This window comes from Streptomyces sp. NPDC057307, assembly GCF_042667665.1.
In the GTDB taxonomy this organism is placed as follows: Bacteria; Actinomycetota; Actinomycetes; order Streptomycetales; family Streptomycetaceae; genus Streptomyces.
On sequence record NZ_JBHUZM010000075.1, the window covers coordinates 18,890 to 36,855 of the forward strand.

A 17,966-nucleotide genomic window follows, 5' to 3' on the forward strand; every position below is an offset into this window, starting at 1 on the left:
ACACCTTCCGTCTTCTCTAGACAGCCTAGGCCACACCCGTAACAGCACCTTCGAATGGGCAAACCTCTCTAGACATCTCATTGACATCAACGGCGACGCCAAGGTCTACTCAAGATGTCTAGAGAGGTTGCGTGATGCGATGAAGCGTCAGAAACCGCCGTCGAACGCCGGGCACCGACAATCCGGCCTCGTGCCCTACATCACCCGCTGGAGCGCGGAGCGGGCTCCCGCCATGCGTGTCGTCGCGAAGAACGGCGGCATCGGTTACGCCGACGAGCGGCCGTACGACCGGGACACGAACGGTGTCCTGTGGACACGGGTCCCCTCTCTCCCCGGCAGAGGCCGGCCCGAGTTCGGGAAGGTGCACGCGGTGCGCCAACGACGAGCCATGGAGGCACTGCTGTGCCAGATCTGCGCCGGTCCCGCCGACCGGACCGCCGACGGCGTGCTGTGGATGCTGGGCGAGAACCCGAACGAACTCGACGGCTCCGGAGCCGGGTTCGGTGAATTCATCACCGCCCAACCGCCGCTCTGCTCGCCCTGCGCGGTGACGTCGGCCCACGCCTGCCCCCACCTCCGGCGGCGGTGCACCGTCCTGCGGGCGCGCGTGTTCGACCTCGTCGGAGTACGAGGGGCCTTCTACCGTCCGGGGTATCCGGCCCCGATCGCGTGGGACGCGAACAGCGTGGGCTTCGACGATCCCCGCATCCGCTGGATCCGCGCCGGACAGTCGCTCATGCGGCTGCGTGGAATCACCGTCGGCGACCTCGACGCGCTGCGTGCGAGCGCCGTCGGCGCACCGAGCGCACCGCCGCCCTCCGGCTTCTGATCGTGGGCATCATCCCGGTTCAACCGGCCGGTCACCGACCGGGACCCGCCCGCGCCGCAGCCGTCACGGCCGGTCCAGGCGGAGGCGTTCCCGCTTCGGGAGGCCGGACACCACCAGGTCGTAGCTGTCCTCGATCAACTCTCGCACCGTGCGCGGCGGGAGGCCGGGGATCGTGACCGTGTTCCAGTGGCGCTTGTTGAGGTGCCAGCCGGGGACGATCTCCGGGTGGGCCGCGCGCAGGCGGATCGCCTCGTCCGGGTCGCACTTGAGCGAGACCTTCAACGGTTCGGCGTCCAGGGCGGTGAGCGCGAAGACCTTTCCCACCACCTTGAAGACCGAGGTCTCCGGGTTGAAGGGGAACTCCTCCGTCACCGCGTTGAACTCCAGGCAGAACGCCCGCAGTTCGTGCCGCGACAGCGAACCGTCCCGGGAGGCGTTCACCGTGTCGTCGCCGGCTCGGCCGGCTCCGCGAGGACCGTCACGATCTTGTTCCGGCGGCCCGCCGGGGACTCCGCCGTCAGTCGCAGTGTGCGGCCGTCCGGCAGTTCCACCAGCGCGCTGGCACCGGCGATCGGCACCCGGCCGAGCGCCTTCGCGAGCAGACCGCCCACGGTCTCCACGTCCTCGTCGTCGAACTCGTCGAGCCCGTAAAGCTCCCCGAGATCGCCGATGTCGAGCCGGGCCGTGACCCGGTAGGAGTCGGTGCCGGTCTCCTCGACCGGCGGCAGCTCACGGTCGTACTCGTCCGTGATCTCGCCGACGATCTCCTCCAGGATGTCCTCGATCGTCACGATGCCGGCCGTGCCGCCGTACTCGTCGATGACGACGGCGACATGATTGCGCTCCTGCTGCATCTCCCGCAGCAGATCACCCGCGTTCTTCGTGTCCGGCACGAACGCCGCCGGGCGCATCGCGGTGGAGACCAGGTCGGCCTCGGAGTCGCGGTTGATGTGCGTCTTCCTGACGAGGTCCTTGAGGTAGACGATGCCGACGATGTCGTCCTCGTTCTCCCCCGTGACCGGGATCCGGGAGAAGCCGGAGCGCAGCGCCAGCGTCAGGGCCTGCCGGATCGTCTTGTAGCGCTCGATGCAGACCAGGTCCGTACGCGGGACCATGACCTCCCGCACCAGCGTGTCGCCCAGCTCGAAGACCGAGTGCACCATCCGGCGCTCGTCGTCCTCGATCAGCGACTCCTGCTCGGCGAGGTCCACCATCGCCCGCAGCTCGGCTTCGCTCGCGAACGGTCCCTTGCGGAAGCCCTTGCCGGGCGTGAGCGCGTTGCCCAGGAGGATCAGCAACTGCGGGATCGGGCCCATGATCCGGGCCAGCGGCAGCAGTACGTACGCCGCGACGGTCGCCGTGTTCAGCGGGTGCTGGCGGCCGATGGTGCGCGGTGAGACGCCCACGGCGACGTAACTCACGAGGACCATCACGCCGATCGCGACGAGCAGCGCGGCCCAGGTGTCGGAGAACTCCTCCAGGCAGACATACGTGACCAGCACCCCCGCCGCCATCTCGCACGCGACCCGCACCAGCAGCGCCACGTTGAGATACCGCGTCGGGTCGGCGGCGATCTGCGCCAGCTTGTCGGCGCCGCGCCGCCCGGAGCGCTCCGCCTCGGCGGCCCGGAACGTCGAGACACGGGCCAGCCCCGCCTCGGCGCAGGCCGCCAGCCAGGCGACGACGACGAGCGCGACCGCCCCGACGATCAGTTGCGCGATCACGAGACGGTCGGCGCGGGAGAGGGACCGGTCAGGCCCTGTTCGGCCCGCCAGCCGTCCACGATGGCCGCCTGGAGGCCGAACATCTCGGCCTTCTCGTCCGGCTCCTCGTGGTCGTACCCGAGGAGATGCAGCACGCCGTGGACGGTGAGGAGCTGAAGCTCCTCGTCCATGGAGTGCCGCGTCGGCGCCTCCTCGCCCTGGGTCTTCGCGACCTCCGGGCAGAGCACGACGTCACCGAGGAGCCCCTGCGGGGGCTCCTCGTCGTCCTTCACCGGCGGACGCAGCTCGTCCATCGGGAAGGACATGACGTCGGTCGGACCCGGGAGGTCCATCCACTGCATGTGCAGCTGCTCCATGGCGGCGGAGTCCACCACGATCACCGACAGCTCGGAGAGGGGGTGGATACGCATCCGCGTGAGCGCGTAGCGGGCGGCCCCGAGGATCGCCTGCTCGTCGACCTCGGTACCTGACTCGTTGTTGACGTCGATCGACATGGTGCGGTGTGACTCTCCCGGTTAGTGCCGCTGGTCGTGCCGCTGCTCAGTTGCTCAGCTGTGCGGTTCGTTGCCGTTGCGGCTGTCGTACTGCTCGTAGGCGTCGACGATACGGCCGACGAGCTTGTGCCGTACGACATCCTCGGAGGTGAGCCGGGAGAAGTGCACGTCCTCCACGTCGTGCAGGATGTCCTGCACCTGGCGCAGCCCGCTCTTCGTGCCGCCGGGAAGGTCGACCTGCGTCACGTCGCCCGTGATGACGATCTTCGAGTCGAAGCCGAGCCTCGTCAGGAACATCTTCATCTGCTGCGAGCTGGTGTTCTGCGCCTCGTCGAGGATGATGAAAGCGTCGTTCAACGTCCGGCCGCGCATGTACGCCAGGGGCGCCACCTCGATCGTGCCCGCCGCCATCAGCCGCGGGATCGAGTCGGGGTCGAGCATGTCGTGCAGCGCGTCGTAGAGCGGGCGCAGATACGGGTCGATCTTCTCGTACAGCGTGCCGGGCAGGAAGCCGAGCCGCTCCCCCGCCTCCACCGCGGGCCTGGTCAGGATGATCCTGGTGACCTGCTTGGACTGCAGGGCCTGCACGGCCTTGGCCATGGCGAGATACGTCTTGCCCGTACCCGCCGGTCCGATGCCGAAGACGATCGTGTGCTTGTCGATCGCGTCCACATAGCGCTTCTGGTTGAGCGTCTTGGGGCGGATCGTGCGGCCACGGCTGGAGACGATGTTCTGAGTGAGAACTTCGGCGGGTGTCTCGGGTCCGTCCGCGCCGCCGTTCTCGCTCGCCCTGAGCATGGCGATCGAGCGTTCCACTGCGTCCTCCGTCATCGGCTGACCGGTGCGGAGCACCAGCATCATCTCGTCGAACAGGCTCTGGATGAGAGCGACCTCGGCCGCGTCGCCCACGGCACTGATCTGATTGCCCCGGACATGGATGTCGGCGGCCGGGAACGCCTTCTCGATCACGCGCAGCAGCGAGTCACCGGAACCCAGGATCGTCACCATCGGGTGCTTGGCGGGGATGGTGAAGTGGGCTCGCGCCTGACCCGGCGCGGGGGTCGGAACTGTGGGTGTCTGAGTCATGGGCCGGCACTGTGGCCTGCACATACCTCCCGTTGCAGGGTTCTCGCCGCTCGACAACCTCTGGGTACCAGCGTACGACCCCGCACTGACAAGCCCGTAGGGCTTTTCCGCGCGCGTTCGTCCCGTCAGCCCACGACGCCGGTCAGCAGCCTCGCCGTACCCCCGGGAGCCTCCACCTGGAAGTGGTGGCTCCCGAGGTCGTCCAGCACGATGTCGAGGCGGTCCGCGTAGCGGTCGATCGCCTCCCGCGTCACCAGATCACGAATGGCGAACACGGTGATCGGCTGCTTCGTCTCGCGCAGCGCCGCGTCCATGTCCCAGCGCACCAGGCCCTCGATGGCCCGCAGACCGCCGGGCTGGCGCACCCTGACCATCTTCTGGAAGTAGGCGTCCTTGCGCGCCGGGTCGGTAGGCGCCGCGGCCTGCCGCGGCGACCGCGAGCGGCAGCTCGAAGCCATCCTGGAACGCGAACAGGGCCGGGGGCATCAGCCCCCGGCCCTGGAACACACCACGGACGCCGTGCTCGCGCCCCTCTACTACCGGGCCGTCTTCACCAACGCCCCTCTCACCCTCGACTGGGCGCGCGGCCTCGTCTCACACCTGCTGCCGGACTGACCGACAAGCCACTCCCCAGGCCCTGTCCGGCGACAGGACCTAGCGCCTCCTGACCTTCACCACGACCGGGTCGCCGGTGGAGCCGGTCGCCCGCTCCCCCTCGGCCGGGACGTACTCGGCCGTGAACGTCCTGTTGCCGACCGTGGTGTCCGACCTCAGGGTGTAGACCGCCTTGCCGGACCGTACGGGCGCGGTGGACAGCTTCTGCCCGCCCGACCGGAAGACCACGGTCCCGGCCGGCTCGGCCTTCGGGTCCAGCGTCACCTTGGCGGTGAGCCTGACCGGGTCCTTGGTGCCGTACCACTGCGAGTCATCCGATGCCTTGAGCTTCACCGAGGACGTCGCGGCCGGGGCCTCCTGCGCGCCCAGCATGGCGGGCGGCTGGTTATCCGCCCCGCGGCCCCAGTCGCTGCTCGCGCCGTCGGTGGTGAGCTTGAAGTTCACCGTGCCGGCGGAGAGCAGGTCGTGCTCCGAGATCCAGCTGCGCCCGGTCTTTTCGCCCGCGACGGTCAGCGTGTCGATGTACTGGATCGTCGACGCCTTCGCCCCCGGCGCGTTCAGGGTCAGCCGGGTGCCGTCGGGCCGCGTGATGACGGCCTTCGGGAACATCGGCGCGGAGAAGATGTAGTTGCCCGAGCCGGGCTGCGCCTCGAAGAAGCCCAGCATCGCGAACGCGGCCATCGCCGAGCTGGCACCGAGGTCGTCGTTGCCGGGAACGCCGTTGTACGTGTCGGTGTAGAGGGCCCGCTGGGCGCGGGTGACCGCGGACGTCTTCCAGGGGCTGTCCGTCCACGCGTACATCCAGGGGGCGTGGAAGTCGGGCTCGTTGTTCGGGTTGAACTCGAAGTGCCCGTTGTAGTCGATCGGCCCGGTCACCCAGTGCTTGGACGCCGCCGTCGAGACGTCGTCCTCGATCGCCGGGAAGGTGAAGAACGTGTCGAGCCGCTTCTCGGCCTCGTCGGCGCCGCCCATCAGCTCGAACAGGGCCTCGGGGTGCTGCTGGCCCAGCCACTGGTACTGCCAGGCGGTGCCTTCCTTGAAGCCCTTGCCGTTCACGACGGCGTCGGTCGGTACGAAACTGCCGTCGGCCGCGCGGACCTGCGGGAATCCGGTGTAGCCCTTGGACTCGGCGTCCGGATTCCAGATGTGCGCGAACTCGTCGCAGCGCGGGCGGAGTCGGTCCGCCTCCTCGTACTTCTTCAGACCGATGGCCATCGTGCCGAGCGCGCAGTCCGCGAGGGAGTATTCGAGGCCGATGGAAGCGGCCTCGTTCGCGCTCAGCTCGGCGGGAATGTAGCCCTTCTCGATGTACTGCGGGTTGAATTCACGCGCCTTGATGTTGGTGGCGGGCGGCGGTACCTCGTTGACGTTCTTCCACAGCGCGGCGAACAGCTTCTCGGAGAGTTCGTCGTCGAGCAGGCCGCGTGAGTAGAGGGTCACGATGAACGGGGTGACGGGGTCACCGCTGGTGGCATTCGTCTCGGCCTGACCGAGCGACCAGCGTGGCACCCAGCCGCCCTGTTCGTAGATCGCCAGGATCGAACGGGCGATATCCGTCGCGCGTTTGGGTTCGAGAAACGCGACAAGCTGATTCTGGGAACGGTACGTGTCCCACATCGACAGCATCTGGTAATAGTCGTCGCCCGGTGCGACCTTGTGCTTCTTTCCGTCGAAGCCCTGATAGGTGCCGTCCACGTCCTGGGCGACCGACGGGTGCAGCAGGCTGTGGTACAGCTCGGTGTAGAAGGTCTTCAGGTCCTCGTTCGAGTCACTGGAGACCCGTACGCTCCGGAGCTGCTTCTGCCACGCCTTGTGGGCGTCGGCGCGCACGGTGTCGAAGGACTTCAGCTTGTCCGCGGCGCCCTTCGACCCCTCGGAGCCCTTCGACCCCTTGGAGCCCGTGGACAGTTCGGCGACACGGTTCTTCTCCGCGCCCTCGACCGAGGTGTACGAGACGCCGGTGTGGGTGACGACCGGGGCCTTGCCGCCGGGTGCGAAGGAGATCACGGCGCCGCCGGTGGCCGCCGTACGCCCGGCGACCGGGACCTTCTCGCCGCGGTTCCAGGTGGCGACGCCGGCGATCGGCTCGGAGAGGGTCATGCTGAAGTGCAGGGTGTAGCGGCTCGGCCGGTCGGGCCCGCAGAACGAACCACTCGTCACGGAACCCTGGATCTTGTCACCGACCACCTTGACGTCGCTGGCGAACGTCTGGCCCCACACGTCCGTCACATTGACGATCAGCTTGCGGTCCTGCGCGCCCTTGTCATAGGTGAAACGGTCCACGCCGGTGCGGGTGGTCGACGTCAACTCGGCGCGGATGTTGTTCTTTTCGAGCGTGACGCCGTAGTAACCCGGCTTCGCCACCTCGGTGTCATGACTGAATTTCGACATGTTCGCCGTCAGGGAGGTGTCGGTCACGTCGCCCACGGTCGGCATCACACGTATCCAACTGCCCGCGGGGCAGCCGATACCGGAGAGATGCACCTGGCTGAAGCCCGTCAGCGTCGTCGCGTCGTAGTTATACGCGGCGTTTCCCACATTGGTGTCGGGACTGTTCTGCACCATGCCGAAAGGCATCGACGCCCCGGGGAACGTCATTCCCGAAGTGGTCGTGCCCACCATGGGATTGACATAGACGGTGGGGTCCGAGACCAAGGGCGGTGCGGCGCTCGCGGCCGGGGCTCCCAGCAGGCCCGCCGTCACCGCCGCCGCGACCGTTCCCACCGCCGTTCGCCAGCGTGTGCCGAATCTGGACATGTTGGACCCCTCCCGTTTGACAACGTTGTCTATCAGACACCTCGGATGTTTACAGGTGGTGTGGGGCAAGTCAATAGACCGCGCAGCGGCAACCGACGGTGCCGGCGCGGGTACCCGAGGTCGGCCGGAGCGCCCGAATCGCGGGTATCCGAGATCAGCCGGAGCGCCCGAAACCGATCGTCGGCACGGCCCTGCGCAGCGGCCACGGCCGGCTCGGCGCCGGCAACAGCCCCGTCAGGAAGGCGTATCGGCGCAGCGCCGCCGGATCCTGGTCCGACGACTCCTGGACGTAACTCCACCAGGCGGCGACCTCCGCCCAGCCGGGCGCCGACAGCGATCCGCCGAACTCCTGGACCGACAGCGCGGCCGTGAGTCCGGAGAAGGCGAGCCGGTCGGCGAGCGGCCAGCCGGCGAGCGTGCCGGTGACGAACCCGGCCACGAACACGTCGCCCGCGCCCGTCGGATCGAGCGCCTCCACGCCGATGGCCGGCACCTCGGCGGTGGCGCCGCTGGCGCTGTCCACCGCGTACGCCCCCTCGGCGCCCAGGGTCACGACCACCAGCGGCACCAGCTCGGCGAGCGCCCGCGCGGCGGCCCTGGGGCAGTCGGTACGCGTGTAGCGCATCGCCTCCTCGGCGTTGGGCAGGAACGCCTCGCAGTGCGCCAGGTCGGGAAGTCCGGCCAGGTCCCAGCGGCCGGTGTCGTCCCACCCCACGTCGGCGAAGACCCGCGCACCGTGCTCGGCGGCGCGGGCGACCCACCCGTCGCTGCGGCCCGGCGTGAGCGCGGCGACGGCGGCACGCGCGCGTGGCGGGCACTCGGGCAGGGCGCCCTCGGGCGGCGGCGCCTCGTGGCCGTGGGAGACCATCGTGCGCTCGCCCTCGTACGCCATGGAGACGGTGACCGGCGAGTGCCAGCCGGGGACGGTACGGGAGCGCGAGAGGTCGATGCCCTCGCCCTGCTCCAGGGCGTCCCAGCAGTACTCCCCGTAGTGGTCGTCGCCGAAGGCGGCCGCGAGCGACGTACGCAGCCCGAGACGGGCCAGCGCGCTGGCCATGTTGGCGATGCCGCCGGGGCTCGAACCCATGCCCCTGGCCCAGGACTCGGTGCCGCGCACGGGGGCGCTGGCGAGGCCGGTGAAGATGATGTCGAGGAAGACCGTGCCGGTCAGGTAGACGTCGCAGTCCGGGTCGTCCGGGGCGCGCAGGGCGCCCAAGGGGTCGACATGGGCGGTGTGCTCCTGCGGCGTTCCTTCACGTGGGGTCACGGTCGCGCTCCCGGATCGGCGTACGGATCCGGACAGTGTGCCCGATGGCACTGACAGTCGGCGTGAGGAGCGTGCCGGGCGGTCGGGTCACGTCGGTGACGGAGGGCAACCTCCGCGCCCGTCGGACGTCTCACACTGAAAGGGGGCATCATGAGCAACGAACATCAAATCGCCTTTTTCCTGCGGGAGTTGTCGGCGCCGCAGCCGTGGCGGCGGGCCGCCGCGGCCAAGGGGCTCGGCCGGACCGGAAGGGCCGGGGACGTGTCGGCGCTCGTCGCGGCGGGCGGAGATCCGGATCCCTCGGTCCGCGCCGCCGCCGCGCTCGGCCTCGGCCGCCTCGGCGCTCCCGGCGGGCCCGCCCACGGTGTCGGCACCGGCAACACCGCAAGCGCCACCGCCACCGGCGACTTACTGATCGGTCTGATGCGGGACGCCGACCCGCGCGTACGGCGCCGGGCCTCACTCGCCGCCGACCGGCTCGGGCTGACCGGCCCGGCCGTCACGGAGGCGTACGCGCGCCTGCTGCGGGACGAGGACCGGCACCTGCGGCTCAACGCGCTCGTCGCACTGAGGCGACTGGGGACGATCGGTGACATCGAGTCGGTGGTGCGGCTGCTGGGAGACCCCGAGAGCATGGTCTGGGGGCACGCGCGGATGCTGGTGTGGCGGCGGATGGACGACAAGGACGTCGGAGCGGAGCTTCTTCGCTCGGCGCGGCACGGAGCCGGCGCGGCCCGTGCCCGTGCGCTGGACATCCTGCCCGCCCGCTGCACGCCGCGGCTGTGGGACTCACTGATCGAGGGTCTGCGCGACCCGGCCCCGGAGGTGCGCCGGGCGGTGGTGAGCAGACTGGGCGGCGCCCCGAGGCGCGGAACCGCCGATCTGCTGCTCGCGCGCCTGGACGACGAACAGGACCCGGACGTCGCGCGTGCGCTGCTCGGGACCCTGGGAGAGCTGGGTGAGCACCGCGCCCTGCCGGCGGCGCGGCGCTGGATCGACCATCCCGAGCTGGGTCCGACCGTCGTGGACGCGCTGACCCGAATGGGCACTTCGGCCGCCGTACGGCTGCTGAGGTCCGTCCTCACGCGGTGGCCCTGCCACCCCGACCTGCGGGCGGCGGCGGCCGGGGCCGTCGGTGGGCTCGGCGACCGGCGGGACCTCGATCTCCTCCTTCCGCTCCTGCGGGACGAGGACATACGGGTACGGGCCGGGGCGCTGAACGGCCTTGGCCGACTGGGCCGGCTGGGCCGGCACCGGCTGCCCCGCCGGGACCGCGACAGGGCGGCGCGGGCACTGATGAACTGTCTGCTGACCGACCCGCAGGTGGCCCGGCAAGCCGGTCACGCGCTGACCGACTACCCCGAAGTCCTGCCGTCGATAAGGCTGTTGCTGGACGAACGGTCGGCGAACGCCGAGGTCCGCGCGGCGGCGCTGTCCCTGCTGGACGACCCGGACACGGCGGACGGGGCGCGCTTCGTGGCGCACCTGGACGACCCGGAGGAGGCCGTCCGCTACCAGGCCGTGCACGGCCTGGGCGAGTATCTGCGGGAGCACGGGGGCCCGCCGGCGGGCTCGGACGGGGCGATCAAGTCGCTGACCGCGCTCACGGACGACGCCTCGCGCCGTACCCGTGACGCGGCGGCCAGGGTGCTCGACGCGTGGAGACCGGTGGCCGCCCGCCCCTGAGACTGGCCGACGGCCCCCGCCGTGCGGGAAAGCGGCCGGGCCCCGGCGGATCAGCCGGAGCGCTTGGGCAGCGGTACGCGTACGAGGTCGGCCGCGACGGTCAGCTCGCCCTCGTAGCCGGCCGCCCTGGCCTGCCGCTCGAACTCCGCCGGGTCCCCGTAGCGCTGCGAGAAGTGCGTCAGTACGAGATGCCGTACACCGGCGTCCCGCGCCACCGTCCCCGCCTGACCGGCCGTCAGATGGCCGTGGTCGGCGGCCAGTTTCGCGTCCTCGTCGAGGAAGGTGGACTCGATGACCAGCAGGTCGCAGCCGTCGGCCAGCGCGTGCACCCCGTCGCACAGCCGGGTGTCCATGACGAACGCGAAGCGCTGGCCCCTGCGCTCCTCGCTGACGTCGGCGAGCGTCACCCCGCGCAGTTCGCCGTCCCGCTGGAGGCGCCCCACGTCGGGCCCCTCGATGCCGTGCGCGGCGAGGCGTTCCGGCAGCATCCGGCGGCCGTCGGGCTCGGTGATCCGGTAGCCGTAGGACTCGACGGGATGCGAGAGCTTGTGGGCCCGGAGGGTGTACGAGGCGGTCCTGGCGAGCACGCCGTCGGCGTCGACGGGCGCCTCGGTGATGCCGACGGTCTCGCGGTACGCCGTCGCGTACCGCAGCCTCCTGAAGAAGTGCTGTCCGCTCGCCGGGTAGTGCGCGGTGACCTCGTGCGGGACCCGGTCCAGGTTGACGCGCTGGATCACCCCGGCGAGGCCGAGGGAGTGGTCGCCGTGGAAGTGCGTGACGCAGATGCGGTTGATGTCGTACGCCGCGACTCCGGCGCGCACCATCTGGCGCTGGGTGCCGTCGCCTGGGTCGAAGAGGATGCCCTCGCCGTCCCAGCGCAGCAGATACCCGTTGTGGTTGCGGTGCCGGGTGGGGACCTGGCTGGCGGTGCCCAGGACGACGAGCTCTCGTACGGACAAGGTGTCGGCCGCCTACCCGGGGGGCCAGTTGAGGCCGCGCCCGCCCAGGACGTGGGCGTGCGCGTGGAAGACGGTCTGGCCGGCGCCGCTGCCGGTGTTGAAGACGATCCGGTAGCCGCTGCCCGCGGTCTTGTCCTCGGCGGCGACCTCGGCGGACTCGCGCAGGAGGTCGGCGGCGATCTGCGGCTCGGCGGCGGCGAGCGAGGCCGCGTCCGGGTAGTGGACCTTGGGGATCACCAGCACATGGGTGGGGGCCTGCGGGTTGATGTCCCTGAAGGCCACGGTGGTGTCCGTCTCGCGTACGACGGTGGCGGGCACCTCCCCGGCGACGATCTTGCAGAACAGGCAGTCGGCCTGTCGTTCTCCCGCCATGGTCCGGGTCTCCTCATCGGTCGGCCGGTCGCCCCTGGTCACTTCCGTACGGAGGCGTGCTTCCGTACGAGGGCATGCTATCCGCCCGCCGGGCCCCCGCGATCAGGACCAGCGGCCGGTGCGGCCCAGCAGCAGCGCGGCGGCGGCCGTGCCGGCGGTGGAGGTGCGCAGGACGGTGCGGCCGAGCCGGTACGGGGTGGCCCCGGCGTCGGCGAACAGCGCCAGCTCGTCCGGGGAGACGCCGCCCTCGGGGCCGACGACGAGCACGATGGCTCCGGTGCCGGGGAGTTCGGCGGTGGCCAGCGGTCGGCTGCCGTCCTCGTGCAGGACGGCGGCGAAGTCGGCCGCCGCCAGCAGCGCCGCGACCTCTTTGGAGGACATGGCCTCCGCGACCTCGGGGAAGCGGAGCCTGCGGGACTGCTTGCCCGCCTCGCGGGCGGTGGCGCGCCATTTGCCCAGGGCCTTGGCGCCTCGTTCGCCCTTCCACTGCGTGATGCAGCGCGCGGCCTGCCAGGGCACGATCGCGTCGACGCCGGTCTCGGTCATCGTCTCGACGGACAGTTCGCCCCGGTCGCCCTTGGGCAGCGCCTGGACCACGGTGATACGGGGCGCGGGCTCGTCCTCCGTACGAAGGCCGCCGACCGCCACGTCCAGCCGGTCCTTGCCGTGGACGGCGGCGACCGTCCCGTAGGCCCCGGTGCCCGCGCCGTCGGTCAGGACGACCTCCTCCCCCACGCGCAGCCTCCTTACGGAGACGGCGTGGCGGCCCTCGGGGCCGTCGAGCGTGACGGTGCCGGGCCGCAGGGCACCGGGGGTGTCGACGACGAAGACAGGTGCGGTCATGAGGCGTTTCCCAGGGTCAACGAGGCGCGGGCGGCTTCGAGTTCGTCGACGAGGACGTCGACGAGCTGTCCGGCGGGCAGATCACGGGCCATCCGGTGGCCCTGGCCGGCCCACAGGGCCATGCCCTGGGGGTCGCCGACCTTGGCGGCGGCCTTGCGCAGTCCGGCGGTGAGGTGGTGCACCTCCGGGTACGCGGGCGGGGCGTAGGGGCCGTGTTCGCGCATGAAGCGGTTGACGAGACCGCGCGCGGGCCGGCCGGAGAAGGCGCGGGTGAGTTCGGTGCGGGTGAACAGCGGGTCGGTCATGGCGTGTTTGTGGAGGGCGTGGGCGCCGGACTCGGGGCAGACGAGGAAGGCGGTGCCCAACTGGGCGGCGTCGGCGCCCGCGGCGAGGACGGCGGCGATCTGCGCGCCGCGCATGAGCCCGCCGGCCGCGATGACCGGCAGCCGTACGGAGTCCCGTACCTGCGTGACGAGCGACAGCAGCCCGATACCGGCGCCGTCGGTGGCGGGGTCGTCGCGGTGCGTGCCCTGGTGGCCGCCGGCCTCGACGCCCTGGACACAGACGACGTCGGCGCCCGACCACTCGGCGGTCTGGGCCTCCTCGGGCGTGGTCACCGTGACGACGGTGAGGGTGCCGACGCGGGTGAAGGCGTCGAGGGTGGTGGGGGTGGGGCAGCCGAAGGTGAACGACACGACCGGGACGGGATCGTCGAGGAGTATGGCGAGTTTGGCCTCGTACCCGTCGTCGTGACCGGCGTCGGGGTCGCCGAGCGGGGTCCCGTACCAGCCCGCCTCGCCGGCGAGCTGTTCGCGGTACACCTCCACGGCGGCGTGGTCGTCGTGGTGCGGCTGCGGCATGAACAGATTGATCCCGAACGCAGCTCCGCCGAGCCCCCGGAGCTGTTTGACCTCCTGGTACATCCCGTCGGCCGTCTTGTACCCGGCGGCGAGGAAGCCGAGCCCCCCGGCCTCACCGACGGCCGCGACCAGCTGCGGGCACGACGCGCCGCCGGCCATGGGAGCCTGCACGATCGGATACCGGCAGATGTCGGTCAACACGGAGGACATGCACGCATGGTGCCATGTCGCCCGTGGAGCATTGGTGCCGGTTCGTCGTCAGGCGCCGTACGGGCCGGAAAGCAGCCCGTACGGCGCCTGAGGACACCGTGCCTAACGGCCGTTGAACGCGTCCTTCAGCCTTGAGAAAAGCCCCTGTTGACCCGGTTGAAACTGGCCGGTGGGCCGTTCCTCGCCCCTGAGCTTCGCCAGCTCTCGCAGCAACCGCTCCTGCTCCGGGTCGAGTTTCGACGGGGTCATGACCTCGACATGGACGATCAGGTCGCCCCGGCCACCGCCCCGCAGATGCGTGATGCCACGGCCGTGGAGCGGGATCGACTGGCCCGACTGGGTGCCCGGACGGACGTCGATGTCCTCGACGCCGTCCAGTGTCTCCAGCGGACACTGCGTGCCCAGCGAGGCGGCCGTCATCGGGATGGTCACCGTGCAGTGCAGATCGTCGCCGCGCCGCTGGAACACCGCGTGCGGCAGCTCGTGGATCTCGACGTACAGGTCACCCGCCGGACCACCACCGGGCCCGACCTCGCCCTCGCCGGAGAGCTGGATACGGGTGCCGTTGTCGACGCCCGCCGGGATCTTGACCGTGAGCGTACGGCGTGACCGGATCCGGCCGTCGCCCGCGCACTCGGGGCAGGGGGTCGGCACGACCGTACCGAAGCCCTGGCACTGCGGGCACGGCCGCGACGTCATGACCTGGCCCAGGAAGGACCGCGTGACCTGCGAGACCTCGCCGCGACCGCGGCACATGTCGCAGGTCTGCGCGGAGGTGCCGGGTGCGGCGCCCTCGCCCGAGCAGGTCGTACAGACGACCGCCGTGTCGACCTGGATGTCCTTGGTGGTGCCGAAGGCCGCCTCGTTGAGGTCGATCTCCAGCCGGATCATCGCGTCCTGGCCGCGCCGCGTGCGCGACCTCGGGCCACGCTGCTGCGACGTCCCGAAGAACGCGTCCATGATGTCGGAGAAGTTGCCGAAGCCACCGGCCCCGAAGCCGCCCGCGCCACCGCCCGCCTGTGAGAGCGGGTCGCCGCCGAGGTCGTAGACCTGCTTCTTCTGCGGGTCCGACAACACCTCGTACGCGGCGTTGATCTCCTTGAAGCGCTCCTGCGTCTTGGGATCGGGATTGACATCCGGGTGCAGCTCGCGGGCGAGCCTGCGGAATGCCTTCTTGATCTCGTCCTGTGATGCGTCGCGGCGTACGCCGAGTACGGCGTAGTAGTCCGTGGCCACTTACGACTCCGCCAGGATCTGTCCGACGTAACGTGCCACTGCGCGTACCGCTCCCATCGTTCCGGGGTAGTCCATGCGGGTCGGTCCGACCACGCCGAGTTTGGCGACTGCCTCGTCGCCCGAACCGTAGCCGACCGCGACGACGGACGTGGAGTTGAGGCCCTCGTGGGCGTTCTCGTGCCCGATTCGTACGGTCATGCCCGAGTCCTCGGCCTCGCCGAGCAGCCTGAGGAGCACGACCTGCTCCTCAAGTGCCTCCAGCACCGGCCGGATCGTCAGGGGGAAGTCGTGCCCGAAGCGCGTCAGATTGGCGGTGCCGCCGATCATCAGCCGTTCCTCGGTCTCCTCGACCAGTGTCTCCAGCAGCGTCGCCAGGACCGTGGACACCGTCCCCCGGTCCTCCAGGTCGAAGGATTCGGGCAACTCCTGCACCAGCAGCGGCACATCGGAGAACCTGCGCCCCACGACCCGGGCGTTGAGCCGGGCCCGCAGATCCGCCAGCGACGTGTCGCCGAACGGCACCGGACAGTCGATCATGCGCTGCTCGACCCGGCCGGTGTCGGTGATCAGCACCAGCATCAGCCGCGCGGGGGCCAGCGAGAGCAGTTCCACATGCCGCACCGTCGAGCGGGTCAGCGAGGGGTACTGCACGACCGCGACCTGCCGGGTCAGCTGCGCGAGCAGCCGCACCGTACGGCCCACCACGTCGTCCAGGTCGACGGCGCTGTCGAGAAAGTTCTGGATGGCCCTGCGCTCCGGCGCCGACAGGGGCTTGACGCCCGCCAGCCGGTCGACGAAGAGCCGGTAGCCCTTGTCCGTCGGAATACGCCCCGCACTCGTGTGGGGCTGGGCGATGAAGCCCTCGTCCTCCAGGACCGCCATGTCGTTACGGACGGTGGCCGGGGAGACACCGAGCTTGTGCCGCTCGGTCAACGCCTTGGAGCCGACGGGCTCCTCGGTGCCGACATAGTCCTGGACGATGGCGCGCAACACCTCAAGCCTGCGTTCGCTCAGCATCGCGCACACCTCCAGCTCTGGGTCCTCGGATCCGGCCTGGCACTCGATGCGTAGGAGTGCCAGCATTCCCCGGCCCAGTGTACGGCCGTGAGGTACGCCCCTAGCAAGGCCGACCGGTCACGCTACCGCGCGGCACCGCGCCCGCCCCACCGATAGCGTCGCCGTATGGACGTCCGTTGGGAAGAGCACGGCTGGGAACGGATCGCACCGGGAGTCGGCAGGCGGAGACTGCCTGGCTGGGATGCGACGGTCGGCCTCGTCGTCGGCGAGGACGCCGTCCTTCTGTACGACACGGGCTCGACGCTCCGTGAGGGCGCGGAGATCCGCGCGCAGGCGCAGGCACTGTGCGGCGGCCGGCGCGTGACACACATCGCGCTCAGCCACCCCCACTTCGACCATGTCCTGGGCACGGCGGCGTTCTCGGGCACCCAGGTCTACGGCGCGGTGGGCCTGGCGGAGCTGCTGCTCCGCGACCGCGAGAGCCTGCGCGCCTCGGCCGTACGGCACGGGGTGTCCGCCGCCGAGGCCGCCTCCGCGGTGGACGCGCTGGTCGTGCCGCACCACCCGGTGTCGGGCGAGTGGACGCTCGACCTCGGCGGGCGACAGGTACTTCTCGCCAATGTCGGCCCGGGGCACTCCGGGCACGATCTGGCGCTGCTCGTCCCCGGCGACCGGGAGGTCGTCTTCTGCGGCGACCTGGTCGAGGAGTCGGGCGAGCCGCAGGCCGGCGACGACGCGATCCCGGCGCGCTGGCCGGCCGCGCTGGACCGGCTGCTGGCGCTGGGCGGGGAGGACGCGGTGTACGTTCCCGGCCACGGCGCGGCCGTCGACGCGGCGTTCGTACGGGCGCAGCGGGGCGCGCTGGCCGCGCGTTTCGGCACGACGTAGCCCCCTCGTGGCGCGGGCCCCGTTATCGTCTGCGGATGCGCAGTTACAGCCCCGATCTGACCCCGCCCTGGAAGCGTTCGAAGCCGGTGCCCGAGGTGCCCGCCGAACCGGATCTGGTGGTCGAGGAGGTGTCGACGGGCTTCTGCGGCGCGGTGATCCGCTGCGAGAAGACGGCCGAGGGCCCCACGGTCACCCTGGAGGACCGCTTCGGCAAGCACCGGGTGTTCCCGCTGGTGGAGCGGGGGTTCATGCTCGAAGGCCGGGTGGTCACCCTGGTCCGGCCCGCCGCCGCCGGCCCGGTCCGGCCCGCCCGTACGGCCTCCGGCTCGGTCGTTGTCCCGGGCGCGCGGGCGCGGGTCGCCCGTGCGGGGCGTATCTACGTGGAGGGGCGGCACGACGCGGAACTGGTCGAACGGGTCTGGGGCGACGACCTGCGCATCGAGGGCGTGGTCGTGGAGTACCTGGAGGGCATCGACGACCTCCCGGCGATCGTCGCGGAGTTCGGCCCGGCACCGGACGCGCGCCTCGGCGTCCTGGTGGACCACCTGGTTCCCGGCTCCAAGGAGTCCCGCCTCGCCGAGCGGGTGACGGGTGACGACGTCCTGATCGTGGGCCACCCGTACATCGACGTCTGGGAGGCGGTGAAGCCGTCGTCGGTGGGCATCCCGGCGTGGCCGACGGTGCCGCGCGGCCAGGACTGGAAGACGGGGGTGTGCCGGGCCCTGGGCTGGCCGGAAAACACCGGTGCGGCGTGGCAGCGGATCCTGTCCTCGGTCCACTCCTATCGGGACCTGGAGCCGGCGTTGCTGGGGCGGGTGGAGGAACTGATCGACTTCGTGACGGAGCCGGGGTCTGACTGACCGGGTTGGTCTTGTGCCGGTGCCGCGCCTGCGGGCCGGTTTCGTCCTCAAGCGCCGGACGGGCTGGGTGGGTTGCGGTGGTGGCCGGGTGCCACTCCGGGGTCATGGCCGGACGGCATGACTTACGCCGCGTGCACGGCTCGTTGGACCCGGGGGAACCGGCATTTCCACGCGGCACAAGTCAGCCTGAGTGTCCGACCACGACCCCTGCGCGTCCCCCTCCCAACCCGCGGGAAGGGGTCACGGGGTGGCTTGTACCGGTG

At 70.8% G+C, this 17,966-nt stretch carries 18 protein-coding genes; 5 read left to right on the forward strand and 13 right to left on the reverse strand.

The genetic code is table 11. The features are described 5' to 3' along the window. Positions 1 to 190: 190 nt before the first annotated feature. Entirely contained in the window at positions 191 to 829 is a 639-nt protein-coding gene (locus tag ACFUN8_RS23570; protein WP_383640951.1) for a hypothetical protein, read from the forward strand. Positions 830 to 892: 63 nt separating this feature from the next. Here ACFUN8_RS23570 and ACFUN8_RS23575 read toward each other — a convergent pair whose 3' ends face one another. From ACFUN8_RS23575 to ACFUN8_RS23595, 5 genes are all read right to left on the reverse strand, one after another. After that, entirely contained in the window at positions 893 to 1,246 is a 354-nt protein-coding gene (locus ACFUN8_RS23575; protein ID WP_383640993.1) for an MmcQ/YjbR family DNA-binding protein, read from the reverse strand. 20 nt (positions 1,247 to 1,266) lie between these two features. Beyond that, entirely contained in the window at positions 1,267 to 2,553 is a 1,287-nt protein-coding gene (locus tag ACFUN8_RS23580; RefSeq protein WP_383640954.1) for a hemolysin family protein, read from the reverse strand. Beyond that, complete coding sequence (gene ybeY / locus ACFUN8_RS23585; RefSeq protein WP_147872981.1) at positions 2,550 to 3,047, reverse strand: rRNA maturation RNase YbeY; 498 nt, start codon at positions 3,045 to 3,047, stop codon at positions 2,550 to 2,552. Before ybeY ends, ACFUN8_RS23580 begins: the two co-directional genes overlap by 4 nt. A 54-nt stretch (positions 3,048 to 3,101) precedes the next feature. Continuing rightward, positions 3,102 to 4,133, reverse strand: coding sequence for a PhoH family protein (locus ACFUN8_RS23590; protein ID WP_354604247.1), 1,032 nt, complete (start codon positions 4,131 to 4,133; stop codon positions 3,102 to 3,104). A 125-nt stretch (positions 4,134 to 4,258) separates the two neighbouring features. After that, entirely contained in the window at positions 4,259 to 4,498 is a 240-nt protein-coding gene (locus ACFUN8_RS23595; RefSeq protein ID WP_383640957.1) for a hypothetical protein, read from the reverse strand. A gap of 28 nt (positions 4,499 to 4,526) precedes the next feature. On the opposite strand from ACFUN8_RS23595, the gene ACFUN8_RS23600 reads away from it, so the two are divergent. Further along, positions 4,527 to 4,748 (forward strand): TetR/AcrR family transcriptional regulator C-terminal ligand-binding domain-containing protein, encoded by a 222-nt coding sequence (locus ACFUN8_RS23600; protein ID WP_383640960.1) that lies wholly within the window; start codon positions 4,527 to 4,529, stop codon positions 4,746 to 4,748. A 39-nt stretch (positions 4,749 to 4,787) separates the two neighbouring features. Here the strand turns inward: ACFUN8_RS23600 and ACFUN8_RS23605 are convergent, their stop codons facing one another. Then, the gene (locus ACFUN8_RS23605) at positions 4,788 to 7,505 is read right to left on the reverse strand and encodes a GH92 family glycosyl hydrolase (RefSeq protein ID WP_383640962.1); all 2,718 of its coding nucleotides are present in this window, start codon (positions 7,503 to 7,505) and stop codon (positions 4,788 to 4,790) included. A 154-nt stretch (positions 7,506 to 7,659) separates the two neighbouring features. After that, positions 7,660 to 8,772 carry a carbohydrate kinase family protein gene (locus ACFUN8_RS23610; RefSeq protein ID WP_383640965.1) on the reverse strand — a complete coding sequence of 371 codons (1,113 nt, stop codon included), beginning with the start codon at positions 8,770 to 8,772 and terminating at the stop codon, positions 7,660 to 7,662. 150 nt (positions 8,773 to 8,922) lie between these two features. On the opposite strand from ACFUN8_RS23610, the gene ACFUN8_RS23615 reads away from it, so the two are divergent. After that, entirely contained in the window at positions 8,923 to 10,458 is a 1,536-nt protein-coding gene (locus tag ACFUN8_RS23615) for a HEAT repeat domain-containing protein (RefSeq protein WP_383640968.1), read from the forward strand. 50 nt (positions 10,459 to 10,508) lie between these two features. Here ACFUN8_RS23615 and ACFUN8_RS23620 read toward each other — a convergent pair whose 3' ends face one another. The 6 genes from ACFUN8_RS23620 to hrcA form a co-directional block, all read right to left on the reverse strand. Then, positions 10,509 to 11,417 carry a ribonuclease Z gene (locus ACFUN8_RS23620; RefSeq protein ID WP_383640972.1) on the reverse strand — a complete coding sequence of 303 codons (909 nt, stop codon included), beginning with the start codon at positions 11,415 to 11,417 and terminating at the stop codon, positions 10,509 to 10,511. Between the two features lie 12 nt (positions 11,418 to 11,429). Further along, positions 11,430 to 11,789, reverse strand: coding sequence for a histidine triad nucleotide-binding protein (locus ACFUN8_RS23625; protein ID WP_383640975.1), 360 nt, complete (start codon positions 11,787 to 11,789; stop codon positions 11,430 to 11,432). A gap of 102 nt (positions 11,790 to 11,891) precedes the next feature. Next, positions 11,892 to 12,632: a 16S rRNA (uracil(1498)-N(3))-methyltransferase gene (locus ACFUN8_RS23630; RefSeq protein WP_383640978.1), complete on the reverse strand. Its 741-nt coding sequence runs from the start codon at positions 12,630 to 12,632 to the stop codon at positions 11,892 to 11,894. Then, positions 12,629 to 13,702, reverse strand: a complete 1,074-nt coding sequence (locus ACFUN8_RS23635) for a nitronate monooxygenase (protein WP_383640981.1) — start codon at positions 13,700 to 13,702, stop codon at positions 12,629 to 12,631. Before ACFUN8_RS23635 ends, ACFUN8_RS23630 begins: the two co-directional genes overlap by 4 nt. A 102-nt stretch (positions 13,703 to 13,804) precedes the next feature. Next, positions 13,805 to 14,938, reverse strand: a complete 1,134-nt coding sequence (gene dnaJ / locus ACFUN8_RS23640) for a molecular chaperone DnaJ (RefSeq protein ID WP_189108274.1) — start codon at positions 14,936 to 14,938, stop codon at positions 13,805 to 13,807. Beyond that, complete coding sequence (gene hrcA, locus ACFUN8_RS23645) at positions 14,939 to 15,955, reverse strand: heat-inducible transcriptional repressor HrcA (protein ID WP_383640995.1); 1,017 nt, start codon at positions 15,953 to 15,955, stop codon at positions 14,939 to 14,941. Positions 15,956 to 16,120: 165 nt separating this feature from the next. On the opposite strand from hrcA, the gene ACFUN8_RS23650 reads away from it, so the two are divergent. Continuing rightward, complete coding sequence (locus tag ACFUN8_RS23650) at positions 16,121 to 16,843, forward strand: MBL fold metallo-hydrolase (RefSeq protein WP_383640984.1); 723 nt, start codon at positions 16,121 to 16,123, stop codon at positions 16,841 to 16,843. A gap of 35 nt (positions 16,844 to 16,878) precedes the next feature. Beyond that, the gene (locus tag ACFUN8_RS23655; protein WP_383640987.1) at positions 16,879 to 17,703 is read left to right on the forward strand and encodes a DUF3097 domain-containing protein; all 825 of its coding nucleotides are present in this window, start codon (positions 16,879 to 16,881) and stop codon (positions 17,701 to 17,703) included. The last annotated feature ends 263 nt before the right edge of the window (positions 17,704 to 17,966 follow it).

Excerpts from the sequence above, each read along its gene's own strand:
- ybeY (WP_147872981.1), bottom strand. The coding sequence starts at position 3,047 with ATGTCGATCGACGTCAACAACGAGTCAGGTACCGAGGTCGACGAGCAG.
- ACFUN8_RS23590 (WP_354604247.1), bottom strand. The coding sequence starts at position 4,133 with ATGACTCAGACACCCACAGTTCCGACCCCCGCGCCGGGTCAGGCGCGA.
- ACFUN8_RS23605 (WP_383640962.1), bottom strand. The coding sequence starts at position 7,505 with ATGTCCAGATTCGGCACACGCTGGCGAACGGCGGTGGGAACGGTCGCG.
- ACFUN8_RS23615 (WP_383640968.1), top strand. The coding sequence starts at position 8,923 with ATGAGCAACGAACATCAAATCGCCTTTTTCCTGCGGGAGTTGTCGGCG.
- ACFUN8_RS23625 (WP_383640975.1), bottom strand. The coding sequence starts at position 11,789 with ATGGCGGGAGAACGACAGGCCGACTGCCTGTTCTGCAAGATCGTCGCC.
- ACFUN8_RS23630 (WP_383640978.1), bottom strand. The coding sequence starts at position 12,632 with ATGACCGCACCTGTCTTCGTCGTCGACACCCCCGGTGCCCTGCGGCCC.
- ACFUN8_RS23635 (WP_383640981.1), bottom strand. The coding sequence starts at position 13,702 with ATGTCCTCCGTGTTGACCGACATCTGCCGGTATCCGATCGTGCAGGCT.
- hrcA (WP_383640995.1), bottom strand. The coding sequence starts at position 15,955 with ATGCTGAGCGAACGCAGGCTTGAGGTGTTGCGCGCCATCGTCCAGGAC.
- ACFUN8_RS23650 (WP_383640984.1), top strand. The coding sequence starts at position 16,121 with ATGGACGTCCGTTGGGAAGAGCACGGCTGGGAACGGATCGCACCGGGA.
- ACFUN8_RS23655 (WP_383640987.1), top strand. The coding sequence starts at position 16,879 with ATGCGCAGTTACAGCCCCGATCTGACCCCGCCCTGGAAGCGTTCGAAG.